Source organism: Endozoicomonas sp. YOMI1 (assembly GCF_024606345.1).
Taxonomy (GTDB): domain Bacteria; phylum Pseudomonadota; class Gammaproteobacteria; order Pseudomonadales; family Endozoicomonadaceae; genus Endozoicomonas.
Genome location: NZ_JAHHPM010000491.1, coordinates 12,808 through 33,441, shown reverse-complemented (window position 1 = coordinate 33,441; position 20,634 = coordinate 12,808). Strand labels below are relative to the sequence as shown.

Genomic DNA, 20,634 nt, shown 5'->3' with positions numbered 1-20,634 from the left:
GGTCAAATTTATCATCAGTCACCGGAAGAAAACACAGGCGTACACTGTCGTCATTATCTTTGGCTAATGAACTCGTTAAAAGTTGGTAAAATCCAGCGTCAAACAACAAAAACAGACAGAAAGAGACAAAATAAAACGGTATTATATTAAGAGTCCGTTGACGTTTTGTTGCAAGCCCGGATGGCCTATCAGGATACCCCTATGCCTTTGTTGCGGCATTTTGAAAGACAACTGCCCTTCATGGGACTTCCGCAATGTCTCGCCATAGCAGCGCCCTGATACGCTGAGCCCGCGATGAAACGTCAACAGGCACTGGTCAGAAATGCAATGGAATTACTGACCAGACCAGGAGGAGAGGGATCAAAAAACTTCAGTGAATTTGTGGTTTTGCGTTAAAGATTGAATCGATATCCTCTTTACCAAAAACAAATTGTTGATTGCAGAACTGGCAGTCCATGGCAACCTGACCTTCTTCTTCAATAATCGACTCAATTTCTTTTCGATCCAGAGTACTGATGATTTTTGCACTTCTTTCCTGAGAGCAGGTGCAGACGAAACGGACAGGCTCTTTTTCAAAAATACGGACAGTTTCTTCATGAAACAGTCTGACCAGCAGTGTTTCATGATCCAGCTCCAGCAACTCAGCGTCTTGAGTGGTTTCAGCAAGAGCCGTCATGCGCTTCCAGGATTCAGCGCGAACGCCCTCGGAAAGCTCAACACTGGCAGGCAAAGCCTGCAGCAGCAAACCGCCACAGCTTTGGCCATCACAGGCCAGCCACAGCCGGGTTTGCAACTGCACAGATTGAGCAAAATAGTCTTCAAGACTTGCTGACAGCGTTTCCTTTTCCAGGGGAACAATACCCTGGTAACGCTTCCCTTTGACCGGGTCCACGGTAATCAACAGGCTTGCCTTGCCCAGAAGCTCCTGAAGCGCTCCCGCAGAAAGATCATCTTTGAATTGCGCAACAGCTCTGAACGACCGCTGGTCTGTACATTCCACCATGAGCAAAGTTAATGGCCCGTCACCCCTGGCCTGAAGGGTAAGCAGCCCGTCAAACTTCAGTGTTGTGCTCAACAGCAGGGCAGAGGCCACCAACTCCCCCAGTAGGCGCCTGACAACCTCGGGATAATCATGGGCAGCCAGGGCATCAACATAACTGTGGTTGAGGGAAACGATTTCACCGCGAATATCGGTATTTTCAAAGATAAAGCGTTGTACTGCGTTATCAGTTCTGCTCATGAGCAACATTCCGTTCCGGGCTTATCAGAAAACTGACGGCAGCATAAAAACTACCGAGCAAATAAAGGCAATCCACTGATTTACAAAGACACATAAAGTTGGAAGAGGCGTATTATATTACGATTCAGACAAAAACACTTCGCCATGTTTATAGCTTCTCTCTCTAAATCTTTGTTTGGGTATAATCGAAGGGTGCCAGCTTGGCCAGGGAAAGGACAGACCAGAAAGGTCAGGTGTTCATAAAACAGTTTCTACATCACGCCATTTCACACCCTCTCAGGCAGCTGATCCAGCCCAAATGCAGGTGCTGACACTCAGGATGACGTTCTACAATGAAAAAAGACGCACTGACACTGCTATTGAAGCTAAGTGCCTCAAGTCGATGTCCAACGACCGATTTGCAGTTATGACGTTTTTTAACCATCCAGATGCCAGCTTTTCGGGATAGTAAATTCCACATTTTCCAGCAGCCTGCCCACCGCCGCCAAAACACGGTAACGGGCATAAGTTTCCTGATATATAGCGGAAGTTAAGCTATTGCTGGACTGAAATAATTCATTCTCGCTGTCCAGCAAGTCCAGCAGAGTACGCTTACCAATGTTAAATTGCTCTCTGTATGCTGCAACCGTATCCCGGCTGGCATCCTCGTGAAGCAATAAATACTCACGTTGTGCGCCAATAAACTGAAGAGCCGCCCAGCTGATACGCATTCTTTCTTCTACATCTCTCATTACACTGGCTTTCTGGGAGCGCCGCTCTTCTGCCTGATGGGCACTCTCCAGCAAGCGGGCCCGATCACCGCCACCCCGGAATAAGTTGTAGCGAAGCCTCACCATGGCGACCGTATCATCATAATCACCCAGCTGACCATCAGCATTGCGCTTCCAGCTTTGGTCTAATTCGGCATCCAGTGATGGAAGATAACTGCTTTTACGGGAAGAGTATGCGTATTCCGATGATTCAAGATCCATTTCAGCAGCTTTTACACTGGGGTGATCCTGTCTGCTATTTTTAATGGCATTGTGCAAATCTTCCGGCAAATCCAGATGTTCAAAACCAGGAAACTCCAAATCACCGGGACTATGCCCAACCAACGCAAGGTACTCACTTTCAGCATCCATCAGATTATTTCTGGCACTAATGAGATTTGCATTTGCTCTTGCTCGCCGCCCTTCTACCTGAATCAAATCAGAGCTTCGGGCAACCCCCTGACGGGCACGACGCTCAATCTGATCAAAAATTTCGTGATGAATGTCCAGGTTTTCCTCTGCCAGCTCAACCAAATCACGACGCTCAAGCACTTTCAGATAAACATTGATAACCTGCAGGGCCAGATCTTCCAGTGTAGAGTAGAGCCGCCAATGCTCAGCCTCAGCGCCTTTATGGGCACCCTTCAGGTTGTACCAGGTATTAAAACCTGCAAAAAGGTTCTGTTTTAGAGAAAATGAAGCTTCTTTGCGGGTGCGCTTTTCCCCATTGGTATCTGGACTGGTATCTTTTTTCTGTCTACCTATACCTGCCGCAATATCAAGCGTTGGCCAGAAATCGGCAGCTGCTGCATCGATATTTTTTCTCTCAGCCTTTAGACGACTAAGAGCAACTTTTGCCTGAGGGTTTGAACGTAGGGCATGACCCAGAGCTTCTTCCAGAGATTCGGCTGAGACGTCAGTATTCCATGCTAGCAGGCCAGAAAACACGCTGATCAGCAGAAATTGAAAACGCTTCATGGAGGTCCCTGTCTCTTTCGCACGGAGATTTATTACCTAGATACATCGCCATGAATAATCGGGACTTTACAGCGGGTTGGAAAAATAGTGACTTGTAACCATTACGTTTCTGGTCAGCAATGACCAAATTATGATAAAAAAGAATAATAAGCGGTCCAGATATCCGGTTGAGACAGAATTAAGCCATTGAGAATGGATCGACAAGAAAGAATGGCTGCGAACCATTCTCGCTTCTTCTGTGGATTGCCAGGGGAATAACATGCACGATGGCGAAAAATTCGTCGGAACAGGCCTCAAGGTCATGATCATCGATGACAGCAAGACGATTCGTCGTACTGCTGAAACGCTTCTAACTAAAGCCGGTTGCCAGGTGGTTACCGCCACCGATGGCTTTGACGCATTGGCAAAAATCGCCGAGTCCGAACCAGACATCATCTTTGTCGATATTATGATGCCTCGTCTTGACGGCTATCAAACCTGTGCGCTGATTAAAAATAACAACGCATTTAAACAGATTCCCGTCATCATGCTATCCAGTAAGGATGGTCTGTTCGACCGCGCCAGAGGACGAATTGCCGGTTCAGATTACTATCTGACCAAGCCATTCAGTCGTGATGAACTATTCGCAACGATTCGGGAACACTGTCCTGACTATGCTCTGGCCGTTTAAACGAACGTGAATGGAAAGCCCTTGACGGCGTCTCTACCGATGAGACGCGCAAGGGGTTCAGAAAATAATGTAAAGCAAGTAACCAAGTTTGGTGCGGCCCTTTAGCACTGCATTAGGCCAAAAACACCGGGGGAATTTATGGCTAAGGTATTAATTGTTGACGACTCACCAACCGAACTGTACCAGCTGAGCGCAATGCTCGAGAAACATGGTCATACCATATTGACTGCTGACAATGGCGCTGATGGTGTCGCCCTCTGCCGGGAAGAGCAGCCTGATGCGGTATTAATGGATATCGTCATGCCAGGCTTGAACGGCTTTCAAGCCACCCGACAGCTGTCTAAAGATGGCAGTACAAGACACATTCCGGTCATTATTGTCACCACCAAAGATCAGGAAACTGATCGCGTCTGGGGCATGCGGCAGGGAGCCAGAAACTATCTGACCAAGCCCATTAAGGAAACCCTGCTACTGGAAACGCTAAACGAAGTCCTGAGTGATGCTGCGGCCTGAATCAGGTCGGGCTACTCCAGAAAGCTATCCCGGAAAAGAGGGCTGTCCCGCATCCGTCGCTGTCAATTGTCAAGGAAACAATGAAGGAAAGGAGTACTATGAGCAACTCCAGTCATCCATTCGACTATCTGGAGACACTTGAGCAGAGTGCTTCCCTGTACAGTGCTCAAATCCCGGTAGAGCAAACTGATCTGAGCTTTTGGCAGGGTGTCAGCTTTGTGCTGGATGGTCAGCATTATATGGTTCAGGTTGGTTCAATATCTGAAATTCTTCCCGTTCCCCAGACAACGCCATTGCCCGGTGTACAACGATGGGTCAGGGGATTAGCGAATGTCCGGGGACGTCTGATACCCGTCGTCAGCCTGGGAGACTTTTTGAAAAGTAACCAGGCCAGTTATGTGTCCAGTCAACCAAACAACAACAACCGGATACTTGTCATCGAGAAGAAAGACATTTCCGTTGGCCTTGTCGTTGATGAAGTAAAAGGCATGCAGCAGTTTACCGCCAGCAGCCACTCAGATGAGATACCGGCATCCATTCCGGAAAATATTCATCCATTTACCAGAGGCTCCTATTTCAAAGATCAACACTATGTCATATTCAGTATTGAGGGACTCGTTACCAACGAGCGTTTTCTAAAAGCCGCCAGCGAATAAACAGGATTTTGATTTCACATCAGAAATCGGGGAATAAACCATGAAAGGCAATCAAGCGAAAAGAGGACAGGGAAGCAAGGCTAACAGAGCCACAATCGCTTCGATCACCATGCTGGTGCTGTCCCTGTCTGTGATGACAGGTGCATTTATTTACAATGACCAGCAATCCCAGCTGCTTCACACCCATGCAACCCATGCGGGTGAGCTCCGGGTTCTTTCCCAGCAGATTGCCAAAAACGCCTCAGAAGCGGCCTCAGGTAAAGAAGAAGCCTTTCCCCTGCTGAAAGAAGCAACATTGATGTTTGGCCAATATATTGTTGAGTTGAACCGTGCCAGGCTTTCAGTACTCCCCTTTATTGACACGTCCGATAGCGCCACCGCCCAGCAGATTGAAGCCCTGAATTCTGCATGGTCTGAGATGAAGGTAGAAGCCGGCAGCATTCTCGCTGCACAGGATACCGTACTGTCTCTGCATGATGTTGCTACCACACTGAGTGAAACCATTCCCCAACTGCAAATTGAGTACGACGAGGTGGTAGAAATCCTTCTGGATAACAATGCACCCTCTGACCAGATTGCCATGGCTCAACGCCAGCCCTGGCTGGCAGAGCGTATTATCCGGAGTGTTGCCAAGGTTCTGGAAGGTGGCGAAGATTCCATCATGGCGGCTGACAGCTTTGGCCGTGATGCCAAGCTCTTCGGGCGGGTGCTGCAGGGTATGCTGGAAGGTAACCTTGCCATGCGCATCAGTCAAGTGACTGATGATGAAGCCATTGACCGTCTTACGGAGATTTCCGACCTGTTTGAATTCGTCGATGGCAGCGTTGATGAGATTCTGGAAACCTCTCCCGAACTGTTCCAGGTACGCGCCGCATCCGACACCATCTTCACCGATTCACAACAACTGCTGCAGCAAACATCAGTGCTGGCAGACACCTTGTCCACTTCTACTATTGAACAGAAGACACTTGAGCTGGCCATCATGGCCTCCGGTGGACTTTCCCTCCTGTTTGTCCTGGTCACCGCCATGTCCATCATTATGGATACCCGCCGTCGTCTGGAAGAAACCAAAAGCCAAAGCGAGGCGACCAAAGCCCAGAACACCGCTAACCAGAAGGCCATTCTGCGACTTCTTGATGAAATGGCGGACCTGGCAGACGGTGACTTGACGGTTAAAGCCAGTGTTACCGAAGACTTTACCGGAGCCATTGCGGACTCCATTAACTTCTCCATTGAACAATTGCGCGCCTTGGTAAACACCATTAACCAGACTGCCGTTAAGGTAGACGCAGCCGCCCAGGAAACACAGGCAACCGCACGACTGCTGGCCGAAGCTTCCGACCACCAGGCCCAGGAAATCGGGGCTACCACCCAGTCCGTGAACCAGATGACAGAGTCCATTGAAAAGGTCTCCAGCGAAGCCTCCGACTCTGCTGATGTGGCCGAGCGCTCGGTACAGATCGCGGCTAACGGTGGACTGGTGGTACGAAATACCATTGATGGCATGACCACTATCCGTGAACAGATTCAGGATACCTCCAAGCGTATTAAGCGACTGGGTGAGTCCTCTCAGGAAATCGGTGACATTATTTCTCTGATCAACGAGATCGCCGACCAGACCAACATTCTATCCCTGAACGCCGCTATCCAGGCCTCCATGGCCGGTGAAGCAGGCCGGGGCTTTGCCGTGGTTGCCGACGAGGTTCAACGTCTGGCAGAACGGGTATCGGCAGCCACCAAACAGGTAGAAGCGCTGGTATCGACCATCCAGACTGACACCAACGAAGCAGTCATTTCCATGGAACAAACCACTTCTGAAGTGGTACACGGAGCCCGTTTGGCACAGGATGCCGGTGTTGCACTGGAAGAAATCGAGCAGGTATCTAACAGCCTGTCAGGCCTGATCCGGAACATTTCTGAAACCGCAAAAGTCCAGGCACAGTCAGCCTCACAGATCTCCAACCGCATGGTGGCCATCCGGGATATTTCGATTCAAACCTCCTCAGGAACCAAGGCAACCGCTCAATCTATCGGTGATCTGGCCGGTATGGCCATGGAGATGCGTCAGTCGGTTACGGGTTTCAAACTGCCTGAAACCACAGAGTCCTGACACCGGAAAACTGACTCCGTAAGAGACGAGAGCATGAGAACAAGCATGATGCCCGCCGCTCGGGCGCTCTTGTTAAACAGAGAGATAAAAACAGCGCTTACGAAAGCGGGAATGGTAGCTGGAAACAGGAGCCAGGCATGGTCGAACAGCGTGAATATATAGGTCTGGACTGGGTTATCGGAGAGATTGAAGGCACCCTCACTAAAGCCCGTCAGGACCTTGAACAGTATGCTGATTCCACAGATAAGACTGTGTTTCTGGAGAATTGTCGTACAAAAATCCAGCAAATTCACAGCACACTGAAAATATTGAAACAGAAAGGAGCCCGGTTACTTACCCGGGAAATTCTGCTGTTATTAGATAGCCTGAAGGCGACTCCAGTTGATAATACCCAGCAGCTGGTGGTACTGATTCAGGCGATGCTTCAGCTGCCGGGCTATCTTACCCATACCTCCAGATCTGGCAAGGATACCCCCAGCCTGCTGAAGAATCTGCTCAGTGAAATGCGCCAATTACGCGGGCAACGGGCTTTATCCGATATTGATTTTTTTGCACCGGCCATCGTTCACACCATTGCACCAATCCCGGAAGCACAGCTGAACAAGCTACAGGCTAGCGGTTTTGCGGTTCTGGTACGTAAAATACGGCAGAAATACCAGCTGTGTCTTGCCGGTGTTCTCAGGGACAGCCAGCGGGACCAGCAACTAACGGTCATCAGTAAGATATTTGCCAAGCTGCAAAACCTGTGCTGGGATTCGCCAATCTCACCGCTATGGGATGCCTGCACCGCATTTTCAGAGGGTCTCAAGGAAGGCTCTATCGCCATAGACAGTCACGCCATCAGAATCCTTCGTGAAATGGACAATGAGTTCAAGTGTCTGGCCAATGAGGAAACCAAACGACTGAACACCCCGCCCTCGGAAGAGATACTGAGAGAGATTCTTTATCGAATTGCCAAAGCAAACAGTGATCATGCGCTTATCCTTTCTCTGAAGCGACGATACTCTCTGGACCAGGCTCTGGAGTCAGAGCCTCAGGATATCAATCTGATCAGCATTGATGCAGCAACGCCCGTGGTGAAAGCCATCAAGGAAGAGCTAACTCATATCAAAGACGCACTGGATCTTTACCTGCTGAACCCTGAGGACAATAAATCCAGACTTCAGGATCAACTGGCCACCTGCCAGCAAATCTCTGACACATTATGCATGCTTGGCCTTGAGTCGTTGCAGAAAATAATGCACAGGGAGCATCAACACCTGCAGATGATTCTTGCTGGTGGACACTCGCCCGAAAAACTGAACGATACCCTGATCAATTCGGCTGCCCGGTTGCTTGAAGTGGAATCCGGGCTGAACCAGTTCATGGGCATTAATCGCTCGGTAACCGGCCAGCCCTCTGTATCAGCACAGATAAATGATATTCACCAAAAGGTGATTTATGAAGCCCGTAAAAACCTGGAACAGGCCAAAGGCGCTGTGGTGGACTACCTTGGCAGTGATTATAATCAGGAGTTTCTGGCCAGGTTGTTACCCCTGATAAAAAGCATCCAGGGTAGTCTTGCCATTATTCCTCTGAACCGAGTTGCTGAGTTAATCAGTCGCTGTTCCAGACATATTCAGCATCAGTGGCTGGACAAAAACCTCAAGCCCAGCCTTGAGGAGCTGGAAGCGCTGGCCGATACGTTGTCCAGCATTGAATACTATCTGGAACAGTTGAGTGGCGGAGCTTCTGCCCACGTTGAAAAAACGCTGGATATTACCCAGAAAAGTATCGATAGGCTTGAGTCATCCGTTAACGTAACAAAAGTAGAACCTGCAGCACTGACTGTTGATTTTTCCCTGAATGAAGAAGATCTGTCGGACGTGGAAAGCCTCCCCCCCGAAGAAGCGTTCTCATTTACCGAGATTTCACCCCCTTCATCAGATAGCACCCTAATCATAAATAACACCCTGAGCAGCGATGACATCACAGAGGATCTGGCTCCATCACACCACTCTTCCCTGAAGGACACCCTCTCTGTAGAAAAAACCTTCAGTGTGTCAATGGATGAAGATGATGACGACCTCCATGAAGTTTTCGTCGAAGAAGCGACAGAAGTTCAGCAGCAGCTCAAAGCGCTATTTCCACAATGGCGCAATAATATCCATGATGCAGCCACGACCAATGAGATAAGAAGAGCCTTTCATACGTTAAAGGGCAGCAGCCGCATGATCGGTGCTGACGTTATCGGCGAGCTGGCATGGTCAGTGGAAAACATGTTGAACAGCGTGGTCAAAGGCACTATTAGTAGTGCGTCTGAGCCAATAGCTGAACTACTCCATGAAATCATCGCTATGCTGCCTGAACTGGTGAATGATTTTGCCAGGGACAGTCAGCAGCTAACCCCGGAAGTTCTGCTTTGCATGGAGAAAGCAGACGCCCTGGGTAAAGGAACCCACTTTGTCGTTGATAGTGAGGAGTTGGTAGAGCCTGATCAGCAAGAACCGGCAATGATGTTTGGCAACATTGTAGCGGACAGTGCCGGAGAAGCTCTGGATAGCCACGTTGATGAGCTGGTTAATGAACCGATAGAGCCTTCAGAAACTGAGGCAATCAATAAATTCGTAACTGAAGAGCAAACCGCTGAGCTGGATAGCAGTAATGATCAACAGTTACTGGACATTTTTGACACTGAAGCCAGAAGTCATCTCAGTGTCGTAAAAGAGTTCATCGAGATTAGCCATCAAATGGGTGGCGATATCCAGATCACGGATACCGTCCAGCGAGCACTGCACACCCTGAAAGGCAGTGCCTTTATGGCAGAAATTACGCCCCTTGCTGAGCTGATTGCAGCTATTGAAAAAACCATCCAGGAGTTTTGGACACACCTGGTGCCTGCTGATAGCCAGGTCATCAGCATGCTGGAACAGGGGGTAGACCTGATTGAAGATGCACTGCAACAACTTCAAACAACCTCCCAACCTCTGGAGCTGAAAGTTGATAGCTTTCTTAACTGGCTTAACGCGCTTCATAACCAACTACTCAGCAACACTTTGAACGATGAGTCTGCCCCGGAGCCTTCGCCGGTAAAACAGCCAACAGGCCAACAGGCAGCACTTTTCCTGGCCAGCGACCTTGACCTGTTACTGGATGCCGGCAGCCACCTGAAAACATGGGTTAACAGTACGCCCCATGAGGAACTTGACCGGTTCAAGTTTGAACTGAAAGTGCTTGCTGAGAATGCCAATGAAGCGGGTTTGTCCGCTATCGCAGAGCTCTGTGATGTGTTACATGATGTCTGCATTTACCTGGAGACCCATGAGACTAGGCTTCCCCAACAGTTACTGCCGCCATTTACTGACGGTTTCGAAGCCCTGGTTGAAATGATGAATCAGGTGGCTTCACAGCAAACGCCTGAACCGCCACAAGCGGTTTTCAGTGCCCTGCGTGAAGCACTCGAGTCCTTGCTGTTTGAGCAGGCATTGAGTCAAGCCGAGCCGTATCCAGAGCCAGACCTGACGTTCGAAGAAAACCCGGGCAATCATGACTTTGATGTCCTTCTTGATTTTGATACAGAGACAGAAGAAGACATCGACTTATCGTTCACTGAAGATAATCGTTTCAAACCGATCGCCCAGCCTTCCGGCAGTGGTCCAGTCCCGGCAGAAAGCACACCTTTTGCGCCTTTCAGCGATGGGTCAGAGTCCGATCCGGAGCTGCGCAAGCTGTTTATCGAGGAGGCTTATGAGCTGCTTGAAGACTCAGCCCAATCTCTGGAAACATGGCTAAGTAATACCAGCGATTTACAACCGGTTCATGAGCTTCAACGATGCCTGCACACCCTGAAAGGGGGAGCAATGATGGCAGAACTTAATGAGCTTGGAGAACTGAGCCATGGGCTGGAAGATATCTATGAATCCATTGCCAACGGCAGCTGTGAGCCTGAGAGCGCCCCTCTTGCGCTGATTCAGAAAACTCACGATATCATAGAGACAACGCTGAAAGCGCCTGGCAACGGGGAGCCATCCCCTGAAGTACAGCGTATGCTGGAAGAGCTCAGGCAATGGAAGAATAGACTGAACGCCAGTCACTCAACCGCTGAAAAGCCAGGTACTCTTCCGGACTATCTGGGGCATTCATCACCAGGTAAACCTCTCACCAGGGCTTTCGATGAGGATAAATGGGTCAACAACCTGTCGGAACTGCCAGTACCTGATCTACCAAAGCGGATGCCTGAGCAGTTACTGGAACCCGTTTCTACCATCCGGGTAGCGCCTCAGACCAATGCCGATGCTGAAGAGACAACGCTTCAGTCATCCAGTGAAATGGTCCGAATTCCCTCGGGACTTCTGGAAAACCTGATCAATCTTGCCGGGGAAACCAGCATCAGCCGCTCCCGCATTGAGCAGCAAACCGCAGATGCCAGCAGAACCCTTGAAGAGATGAATCGAACCATTCTGCGGGTTCGGGAACAGTTGCGGCGACTCGATATAGAAACCCAGAGCCAGATCATCTCCCGGCACCAGGGCGATCTTGGTGATAATCCTGAATTTGATCCACTGGAAATGGACCAGTACTCAGAACTGTCACAGCTTTCTCACTCGCTGGTTGAGTCCGCATCTGACCTTATGGATCTGCGCGAGGCTCTGCAGGAAAAAACCCGGGATACAGAAACGCAGCTCCAGCAACAGTCCAGAACTCAGATTGAGCTCCAGGAGCAGCTGATGAAAGCCCGGATGGTATCGTTCAGCCGACTGATTCCCAGACTGCGCAAGATTGTCCGTCAGGTGTCTGATGACCTGAACAAACCCGTTGAACTTCTGGTTAGTAATGCCGAAGGCGAGATGGACAGAACTATGCTCGAGCGGATGCTTGCTCCCCTTGGACATATCCTCCGAAATGCCATTGGTCACGGCATCGAAGATTCATTAGAAGAAAGACAGAATTCAGGAAAACATGCAGCTGGTCAGATTTCTTTATCCATTCGTCGCGATGGTGCCGATGTTGTGGTTGAACTGTCCGACGATGGTCGCGGTATCGATATCGAAGCCGTGAAAGCTAAAGCGATTGAACAGCAGCTGATCAGTCCTGACGAACCGGTAACGGATCAGGAAGTCATCGAACTGATTATGAAGTCCGGATTCAGTACCGCAACCCAGGTGACCCACCTTTCTGGCCGCGGTGTCGGGCTGGATGTTGTGAATAACTCGGTTCGCCAAATGGGTGGCAGTATACAGGTTAAGTCTGAGGCCGGGCTGGGCACACAATTCTCCCTCAGGCTGCCATTCACCCTGTCCATTAACCGGGCGTTAATGGTGGAAGTAGGGAACAGCCTTTACGCACTGCCGATGCATGCCATTGATGGCATCTCGATGGTGTCAGCAAAAATGCTGGCCGATTGCTACAAAAACAAAGCTCCACTCATCTATGGCAATGGTACAGAGCACCAGCTGATCTATATGGGGGCTCTTATAGATACTCCCAGCCCAAAAATAAGCGATGGCCAGTGTCCGGTTGTCATGGTGCAGAGGGGCAGTGAGAATATTGCGGTTCAGGTTGATGCTATCGTGGGTAGCCGGGAAATCATTACCAAGAGTCTGGGGATTCAGTTCTCCGGTCTTGCCGGGGTAAACGGTGCAACCATTCTTGGTGATGGCCGGGTTGTGGTTATCCTTGATCCAGCGGCACTTTACCGCAAACATCAGCTTGTCATTCAAGAGGCCAAACCTGATACCGTTGAAAGACATGAACTTGATAGTAGTGACCAGGCCATTAAAGTGCTTGTGGTGGATGACTCGGTTACCGTAAGGAAAGTCACCAGTCGTCTGCTAACCCGCCAGGGATACGAGGTGATATCGGCACGGGATGGCGTGGAGGCCATGACCCGCCTCTCTGAGCAGAAGCCAGACATTATGCTGCTGGATATCGAAATGCCCCGTATGGATGGTTTTGAGGTGGCCAGTGCGGTCAGGAATGACGCTGAGCTTCAGGACCTGCCGATTATCATGATCACCTCCAGAACCGGTGAGAAACATCGCCAACGGGCCTTCAGCCTTGGTGTCAATGAGTACATAGGCAAACCTTTCCAGGAAGGGCCGTTACTCGAAGCGATTGGAAAACTGATTGAAGTTGAGACAGCCTGATAACAGAGCTTCTCAGGAAGCTCTGCTCTTAACAAAGATATCAAAAGCAACAAAAGCAGCCTCAACCGCACAGTAGCAGAATGAAGAGGAAACCATGTCCGGAAGCCACCAGCCCATTTCGTCCGTGCTGATGCCCATGCAGCAGCGTCCCCTGCTGATACCTTCAGTATGCATTGCCGGTATTCAGGACTACAGTCGTCCGGAAGCAAACTACCCGGAAACCGAATGGCTGCTGGGTGATCTTAACTGGCGGGGTAAAAAGATCCCGGTGGTTTCCTTTGAAAGACTGAACCTGGGACGATTTGCAGAGTTTTCTGCCACCAACCGTATTGCAATTATGCATCGCACCAGTAAAAACGACAGCCTGCCATTCTATGCCATGGTGGTGCAGGGGGTTCCACAACCCTTAACACTGGTACGTGAAGAAGTCCGTACCTCGGCAGAGGAAAAAGGCCCCATGGAGAAATACCGGGTTATTCTGAAAGACATTCCCGCTTCAATTCCGGATCTTTCCCTTCTGGAACAGAAAATAAACGAAGTGTTGTCAGACAATAAACTTGCAATTGCTCAAGAGACTGAAGAGCTGTGTGAATAAGGAATTGTCATTTAATAACTTCGACATTTCAATAAGCGCTGCCCGCTTCCCGTCCCCCGCTGTCCGAAAAAGACAGGCCGCTTGTGCGGGGAGCGGGGACAAGCATCATGTTAGATGGTAGCAGGCTCTATTCACCACAAAGCAATATAACGACCATGGTCCATCGGTCACCTGAATGGTTCCATCTTTTGTCACAACTTTTGGCACAAGAACGGCTTTGATAAACGCCTGTTGACGTAAATAACGCAGTGCATCATCCTCCGGGGATAAAAAGCCGACAGTACACCAGCACCATCAACGGAGTGTTTTGAAATAATGTTAATGCTCCATTGCCGTTACCGCAGCTAGCTGCATAGTGAAATCCGGCGCAACTTCCTTTACCCACTGCTCAAAATCCTCTAATGATTCATCTATTTCTTTGCTGTTATAGTCTTCGATATCTGGTTTAAGTATCTTTTTCAATAAATTGATCTTGCGTTCATTATTTTTATGTTCATTCATGTTCGCCGCAAATTTATCCAGCCAAGGTTCCCCTTCTTTATTGGTGACAAGCAGTTTCATGAACTCTACCGTCGTACAATGGTCAACTGCTACAATCTTATGTCTCAGGCAGTATTTCGCTATTTTTAATTTGCTTTCTCCTGAGCAACTCTTCCAGATTCTAAGACAATTATTCCTGTAACGTTCCAGTCCCCACAGATAAACCCGAGCCAGGGCAAATTCCATCGAACTCTGTTGTTTATAATCTGATCCAAAATACAAGCTGGTTTTGTTTTCTATATTCCCGGCACTTTTTTCAGAGGCTTCATCATCCACACTGTTTGCATTGACGCCAAATTCTATATATTCATGTTTGGGGTGAGGAAACATGAGAAACTCAATGATATTAATAATCAAAGCCAGCATATCTTCTATGGGTAAAGGACTGAGCAACTCATCCACAGGATCAGCCAGAGCAACTAAGTCTTCATCTTCGCTATCTGATACCAGTAGGTCCTCATCTTCGTTATCTGATAAAATAACCAGATCAAGCAAGTCTTCCAAAACACCGAAGCAACTTCCGGCGTCTCTATTTCTAAAGAAGGTGGTTCTGAAATCAAAATACACAGCCCTGAGATCACTGACTTTACGATCACAGAATTCCCGATTGTTATTGATGAAACTCAATGCACTTTCATCATGGTACAGTCTGATTCCAAAAAGACAAAAGATAATAGATCGAAGTTTTTGCGGATACTGACTTTTTATAATTTCAGTCTGTTCAATGAGGTTTTTTTTTGTTATTTCATCCAGGGGTTTCAGGTTCAGGAAGTGACAGAAGTAACCATTTTTATCCATGACCTCCAGCCATTGTTCCAGATTGAGCTCACCCTGGCGATTAAGACATGACTGAAATATGATTTGGGAAATCTGCCGTGTACTGTCCGCTATAAGACTCGTCTCATGTGGTTGCTTAGGATAAAAACGTGCATTTTCCAATACTGATGATGCAAAGCAATCGCCTTCAAAAGAGCAATGCTTAAAACCAATGCATTCAAGATCAGCACTGTTTAACTGCTCTGTGGTGAATTTACAGCGTTTGAAAGTAGTATCTTTAAATTCGGCTCCATTCATTGAGCAGCCTCTGAAATCAATGTCTTCAATCTCGCCCCGCAATATACCAGTCGCTTTTTTCAAACCATCCAACGAATCCAGTTTTTCGTACAATAGTCCTGGATTTTGTTGCATAAGCAACTTCAGGCCTTCATCACCAAAATACATGATAAGCAATTTGATCTTATCCGGAACCTGACTGCGAGCAGAAATTAACTGACAATAACTGGTTGACCCAGAATACCGGAGAAGCTTTTCCGGCGGGCGTCCGTCAGACTGATGGCTGTAACGTCTTTTCAGGACAGGCAACTGATCTTGCTGATTTATGGGGGGATTGACCTGAAGCGTTTGCAGCTTGTCAACCAACGTTTGCTTACCCGCCTCCATGCCATTATTAACATGCACTGTTCTGGTGAACGCTTCGCTTTTCCGGGTGTGGTGGTCTGCGGGGCTGCATCCGCCACTGATTACTGTATCAAGGTTGCTCACATTTTTTGTGCTGCCCAAATCCATAATCAAGTTCCCCTTTATTATTTCCTGTCAAACTATACCCGGAGTTACCGGGTAAAAACTGTTCGCATTTAATAACAAGACCATTCACTTAAAAATTAGTTCCCTAGTACATCATTTCAATGAGCTTGATGTGCACAATCTCCGTTCACCCTGAGCGTCCTTCGACCGTGCATCCTGAGCGGAGCAGAAGGGCGCTCAGGACGAGCGGAGTTTGGACGTCATTGAAAGAGAGAACCCATCAATTACATTAAACCGTGTACCAGTTATTGATTGATCGTACAGATAATATTGTTTCTGTTTAAAAATCCCGGTTGTCTCCTTTGAAGGGCTAAAGAATTGAACAAAAATAATCAACGGATCGCTGCATAAGACTCCTTGGCCTAAACATCGAACGCTGAAAGTCTAAAGCGCTACCATCAACCCAGGAATAATCATTACACGCTTTTTCTATAAGGGGGAAAGGTTTGGCACCGGTTTCATCTTCAAATTTTTTGGCAAATCCTCCATAGTGCCTGGTAACCATATTATCAGCAGGCATAAAGGAAAACTTACAAACGCGCAATTCATTTGATCGAAGATCATCAGGATTCGGACGAACATACTCTGCACAGCTGGAATATTGACTCATTAATGCAAAGGTTATGGTCAACACCTCATGCATTAAACAACCAAAATAGTCTGATCGGGCATGAGAAGTGGCAAAAATATCATTCGTGCTGTTGGTAAATTCTGGGATCAGGAATTTGCACTTGAATAAAACCCCTCTAAAATACAGATCATCCATCCTGCCCAGGGAGTTGTAATAAATATCGGTATCTAAATAAATCATCCCGTCACAGGGGTTGGTTCTTATATCGGTATCACCCGGGCCTTGCTTAATACCATCAAGCAGCTCAGTGCCATAAAACATCAGAAGCACCCTGAGTACATCGCTATATGCACAAGCTGTTCTTGTTATCTCAACCCTGGACATTGTTTCAAATCCATTAAATATCCAGCGTTCAATATCAGCAAAGCCAATGTTATTTAATAGTGGATTGATAACAGTATCCATAACGCGGACATTTTCCGGACAAACCTCTTCAAAACGTACCATATCCTCCCTGGCCTGCTCACTTAACAAAGTCGATGTAATCCACAGGACAGTCAACCGCTGCGGATAGGCATTAGCCCAGTCAAAAATATTTTTAGCGTATTTATCAGGAATAAGACTTCCAACCCAGATAAAATTTAACGGCAGTTTTGCAGTACTGGCAAACCCTGGCTTCTCATCCAGAGATACTTCAGCGGAAGATCTCAATTTACCCTCAAACTCACACTGAGGCACTATCCTGAAGTCTTCAAGTCGCTTTTTTTCATAGAAACCATTCGATGAAGTGCATTCTCCATCAACAACATGAACAGGTCGTGTGTCCTGTAAGCAGAGAGAACCGGCAACTTCGTCCATCGCTGGCAGGCTGTTTTGGAGGCCCGATTGATAAGCGCTCAGGTTTTTGTAAGTTAATTTGGTAATATCCACGTCAGAGCCTTAAAATTACCGGAACAAGCATTGATTTAGTCTTTTTGATTCTTTTTGCTCTGAATGGTTCAATTTAATAATTAAATGAATTACTGCTTTTGGTACCTGTAGGTACTATTTAGTAATCTCCCCAGAGGTACTGCATCAGCGTAATCGCCACTACAGGTGCAGTTTCCGTTCTAAGCACCCGGGGGCCTAATGTCAGTGGGTTAAAACGGTGGCCCTCAGCCAACTCAATTTCCTGAGCGGTTAAACCACCCTCCGGGCCAATCAGCAGAGATACCGACCCTGGCTGTGCAAAACCACTGAGTTTCTCTCTGGTTCGATGATGCAGCACAAAGCTCAACTCAGTGACCCGGGTGGTGAGCCAATCTTCCAGCTTAACGGGCGTATGTATGGTCGGTACGATATTGCGACCACACTGTTCACAGGCACTGATAGCCACCTGTTGCCAGTGCTTGACTCGTTTATCCAAACGTTCTGCATTCAGCTTCACCTCACAACGCTCACTCCATAATGGGGTAATGGATGTGACGCCCGCTTCCGTTGCCTTCTGAATGGCATAATCCATACGTTCACCGCGGCTGAGTGCCTGACCCAGCTCGATAGTCAAGGGAGACTGGGCATCACCCTCGATAAACGATTCAAGATAAACGGTAACCGACTTTTTGCTAACGCTCTCTACGGTTCCCTGCCAGGCTCCCCCCTGACCATTAAACAGAACCAGTGGCTCTTCAGGTCTCATGCGCAAAACACGTCCAACATGATTGGCGGCATTTTCGGAAAGTTCAATGGAGCTGTCAGCCTGAAGCGGCTGCGATGAATAAATACGTGGGTTTCTCATGGGGAGGTACTGGGGTTATGAGTTATGGTTTTGGGTTACGGGTTATGGGTTATGGGTTACGAGTTACGAGTTATGACGGAATAATTAACAAGGATAATAATACCATTCACAATTCCCTCACAACTCACAACTCATAACTCACAACTCAAAACCCACCACATCAATCAACCAAAATGCCCAGGTTATCGCAGATACCCTGGCAGGGGGCTGCCTGATTAAGCGTATAGAAATGCAAACCCGGTGCTCCGCCTTGCAGTAATTTCTCACAGAGCCGGGTCACCACCTCTTCACCAAACTGTTTAATACTGCTGATATCATCGCCATAGGCTTCCAGTTGCTTACGAATCCATCTTGGAATCTCGGCACCACAGGCATCCGAAAAGCGAGCCAGCCGGGTATAGTTGGTGATCGGCATGATTCCGGGAGCCACAGGGAGATCAATGCCCAGTGAGTGAGTACGCTCCAGAAAATAGAAATAACTGTCTGCATTAAAGAAATATTGGGTAATCGCCGAGTTCGCGCCGGCATCCACCTTACGTTTGAAGTTATCCAGATCCTTTTCCATATTGGGTGCCTGTGGATGCACTTCCGGATAAGCGGCAACCTCGATATGGAAATGATCCCCAGTTTCAGTGCGAATAAACTCCACCAACTCATTGGCGTAGCGCAGCTCACCACTGTCATGCCCCATACCTGAGGGAAGATCACCTCTCAGAGCAACAATACGCTCAACCCCCTGGTCACGGTAAAAGTCCAGCAACGCTTTAATCTGCTCCCGGGAGTCACCAACGCAGGAAAGGTGTGGCGCTGTTGCTATGCGGGTCTGGTTCTGAGTTGACAGCACCGTTTCAAGGGTTCTATCCCGAGTTGAGCCACCAGCTCCGTAGGTCACCGAGAAAAATTCCGGTTGGTATCTGGCCAGACTGAGCGCATTCTGCTCAAGTTTCCGGGCACCCTCTTCTGTTTTAGTGGGAAAGAATTCAAAGCTGACAGGAGTGTTATTGGTTATTGTATTTGCCATGGTATTCACCAGCAGAGGTAGCTGGCTGGTGAAGAGACATCAGCCAGCGAATAGACTTTTAATATTTGTAATCGTTACTCTTGAAGGGGCCATCAACGGGCACGTTGATGTAGTCAGCCTGGCCTTGAGTCAGCCGGGTAATCACACCACCAAAGCCTTCTACCATATAGGCAGCGACTTCTTCATCCAGTTTCTTGGGCAATACGGTCACAGCCAGCTTTTCTGACTTTTGATCGGCAGGCAGGTTAGCAAACCCTGCTTCATAAAGATGAATCTGGGCCAGAGCCTGATTGGCAAATGAGCCATCCATGATACGCGACGGATGTCCAGTAGCATTACCCAGATTGACCAGTCGCCCTTCGGAAAGCAGTATCAGGTGATCATTGCAAGCGTCGTCCCGGACGATCTTGTGCACCTGAGGCTTGACCTCTTCCCAGGCCCAGTGGTCACGCATGAACTGCGTTTCTATCTCGGTATCAAAATGGCCGATATTACAAACTACACAGCCACTTTTCAGGGCTTTCAGCATGTTGCGGTCACAGACATGAACGTTACCCGTGGTGGTCACCAGCAAGTCAGTGGTGGCCAGTAGCTCCCGGTTGATAGAAGCTTCGGTGCCATCGTTAGCACCATCGATATAGGGTGAAACCACTTCAAAGCCATCCATACAGGCCTGCATGGCACAGATCGGGTCAACTTCCGTCACTTTCACAATCATGCCTTCCTGGCGCAGGGAAGCGGCGGAACCTTTACCTACATCACCGTAACCAATAACCAGCGCTTTCTTGCCCGCCAGCAGATGGTCGGTGGCCCGCTTGATGGCATCATTGAGAGAGTGGCGACAGCCATACTTATTGTCGTTTTTACTTTTGGTGACCGCATCATTGACGTTGATTGCCGGTACTTTCAGGGTGCCTTTTTCCAGCATTTCCAGCAGGCGGTGAACCCCGGTGGTGGTCTCTTCAGAGATGCCATGAATGTTATCCAGCAGTTCAGGGTACTTGTCGTGTAACAGCAGTGTCAGGTCACCACCATCGTCCAACACCATGTTGGCATGCCAGGGCTTACCGTGACCATCAAGGACCGTCTGCTCGATACACCACCAGAACTCTTCTTCTGTCTCCCCCTTCCAGGCAAATACCGGTATGCCCGCTGCAGCAATCGCGGCGGCGGCATGATCCTGGGTAGAAAAGATATTACAGGAAGACCAGCGTACTTCCGCGCCAAGCGCCACCAGCGTTTCAATCAGTACCGCAGTCTGGATGGTCATATGAATACAACCCATGATCTTTGCGCCTTTCAGCGGCTGCTGATCACGGTACTTAGCCCGGATCGCCATCAGTGCGGGCATTTCACCCTCGGCAATCTGGATCTCACGTCTTCCCCAGTCCGCCAGGGAGATATCAGCTACTCGATAGTCCTGAGCTTTGGTGGAGCTCTGAAAATCGGCAGTCAAATCAGGGTTAGCACTCATAAACCACGTCCCACTCTGCGTATTATCCGAAATT

Annotated in this window: 14 protein-coding genes; 7 read left to right on the top strand and 7 right to left on the bottom strand. The window is 48.5% G+C overall.

Annotated features, from left to right (window positions below):
- Positions 1-370 precede the first annotated feature (370 nt).
- Positions 371-1,240, bottom strand: a complete 870-nt coding sequence (gene hslO, locus KDK15_RS17440; RefSeq protein ID WP_257296668.1) for an Hsp33 family molecular chaperone HslO — start codon at positions 1,238-1,240, stop codon at positions 371-373.
- A 416-nt stretch (positions 1,241-1,656) separates the two neighbouring features.
- Positions 1,657-2,967 (bottom strand): TolC family outer membrane protein, encoded by a 1,311-nt coding sequence (locus KDK15_RS17435; RefSeq protein ID WP_257296667.1) that lies wholly within the window; start codon positions 2,965-2,967, stop codon positions 1,657-1,659.
- Between the two features lie 259 nt (positions 2,968-3,226).
- On the opposite strand from KDK15_RS17435, the gene KDK15_RS17430 reads away from it, so the two are divergent.
- The 6 genes from KDK15_RS17430 to KDK15_RS17405 all read left to right on the top strand — a co-directional run bounded on the left by KDK15_RS17430 (position 3,227) and on the right by KDK15_RS17405 (position 13,636).
- Positions 3,227-3,637: a PleD family two-component system response regulator gene (locus KDK15_RS17430; RefSeq protein WP_257296666.1), complete on the top strand. Its 411-nt coding sequence runs from the start codon at positions 3,227-3,229 to the stop codon at positions 3,635-3,637.
- A gap of 138 nt (positions 3,638-3,775) precedes the next feature.
- Positions 3,776-4,150, top strand: a complete 375-nt coding sequence (pilH, locus tag KDK15_RS17425; RefSeq protein ID WP_257296665.1) for a twitching motility response regulator PilH — start codon at positions 3,776-3,778, stop codon at positions 4,148-4,150.
- A 98-nt stretch (positions 4,151-4,248) separates the two neighbouring features.
- Positions 4,249-4,806 carry a chemotaxis protein CheW gene (locus KDK15_RS17420; protein ID WP_257296664.1) on the top strand — a complete coding sequence of 186 codons (558 nt, stop codon included), beginning with the start codon at positions 4,249-4,251 and terminating at the stop codon, positions 4,804-4,806.
- Between the two features lie 133 nt (positions 4,807-4,939).
- Positions 4,940-6,916 (top strand): methyl-accepting chemotaxis protein, encoded by a 1,977-nt coding sequence (locus KDK15_RS17415; protein ID WP_373691398.1) that lies wholly within the window; start codon positions 4,940-4,942, stop codon positions 6,914-6,916.
- A 137-nt stretch (positions 6,917-7,053) separates the two neighbouring features.
- Positions 7,054-13,041, top strand: coding sequence for an Hpt domain-containing protein (locus tag KDK15_RS17410; protein WP_257296662.1), 5,988 nt, complete (start codon positions 7,054-7,056; stop codon positions 13,039-13,041).
- Positions 13,042-13,135: 94 nt separating this feature from the next.
- The gene (locus KDK15_RS17405) at positions 13,136-13,636 is read left to right on the top strand and encodes a chemotaxis protein CheW (RefSeq protein WP_257296661.1); all 501 of its coding nucleotides are present in this window, start codon (positions 13,136-13,138) and stop codon (positions 13,634-13,636) included.
- A gap of 318 nt (positions 13,637-13,954) precedes the next feature.
- On the opposite strand, the gene KDK15_RS17400 is transcribed toward KDK15_RS17405, so the two are convergent.
- Complete coding sequence (locus KDK15_RS17400; RefSeq protein ID WP_257296660.1) at positions 13,955-15,406, bottom strand: hypothetical protein; 1,452 nt, start codon at positions 15,404-15,406, stop codon at positions 13,955-13,957.
- A gap of 102 nt (positions 15,407-15,508) precedes the next feature.
- On the opposite strand from KDK15_RS17400, the gene KDK15_RS17395 reads away from it, so the two are divergent.
- Positions 15,509-15,814: a hypothetical protein gene (locus KDK15_RS17395; protein ID WP_257296659.1), complete on the top strand. Its 306-nt coding sequence runs from the start codon at positions 15,509-15,511 to the stop codon at positions 15,812-15,814.
- Positions 15,815-16,070: 256 nt separating this feature from the next.
- Here the strand turns inward: KDK15_RS17395 and KDK15_RS17390 are convergent, their stop codons facing one another.
- The 4 genes from KDK15_RS17390 to ahcY all read right to left on the bottom strand — a co-directional run bounded on the left by KDK15_RS17390 (position 16,071) and on the right by ahcY (position 20,600).
- Positions 16,071-17,261, bottom strand: coding sequence for a hypothetical protein (locus KDK15_RS17390; RefSeq protein WP_257296658.1), 1,191 nt, complete (start codon positions 17,259-17,261; stop codon positions 16,071-16,073).
- Positions 17,262-17,379: 118 nt separating this feature from the next.
- Positions 17,380-18,105 carry a 16S rRNA (uracil(1498)-N(3))-methyltransferase gene (locus tag KDK15_RS17385; RefSeq protein WP_257296657.1) on the bottom strand — a complete coding sequence of 242 codons (726 nt, stop codon included), beginning with the start codon at positions 18,103-18,105 and terminating at the stop codon, positions 17,380-17,382.
- Between the two features lie 160 nt (positions 18,106-18,265).
- On the bottom strand, positions 18,266-19,126 hold the full coding sequence (gene metF / locus KDK15_RS17380; RefSeq protein ID WP_257296656.1) for a methylenetetrahydrofolate reductase [NAD(P)H]: 861 nt from the start codon (positions 19,124-19,126) through the stop codon (positions 18,266-18,268).
- Between the two features lie 58 nt (positions 19,127-19,184).
- A complete protein-coding gene (gene ahcY / locus KDK15_RS17375; RefSeq protein ID WP_257296655.1) occupies positions 19,185-20,600 on the bottom strand; it encodes an adenosylhomocysteinase in 1,416 nt (471 codons plus the stop codon).
- Positions 20,601-20,634: the final 34 nt, after the last annotated feature.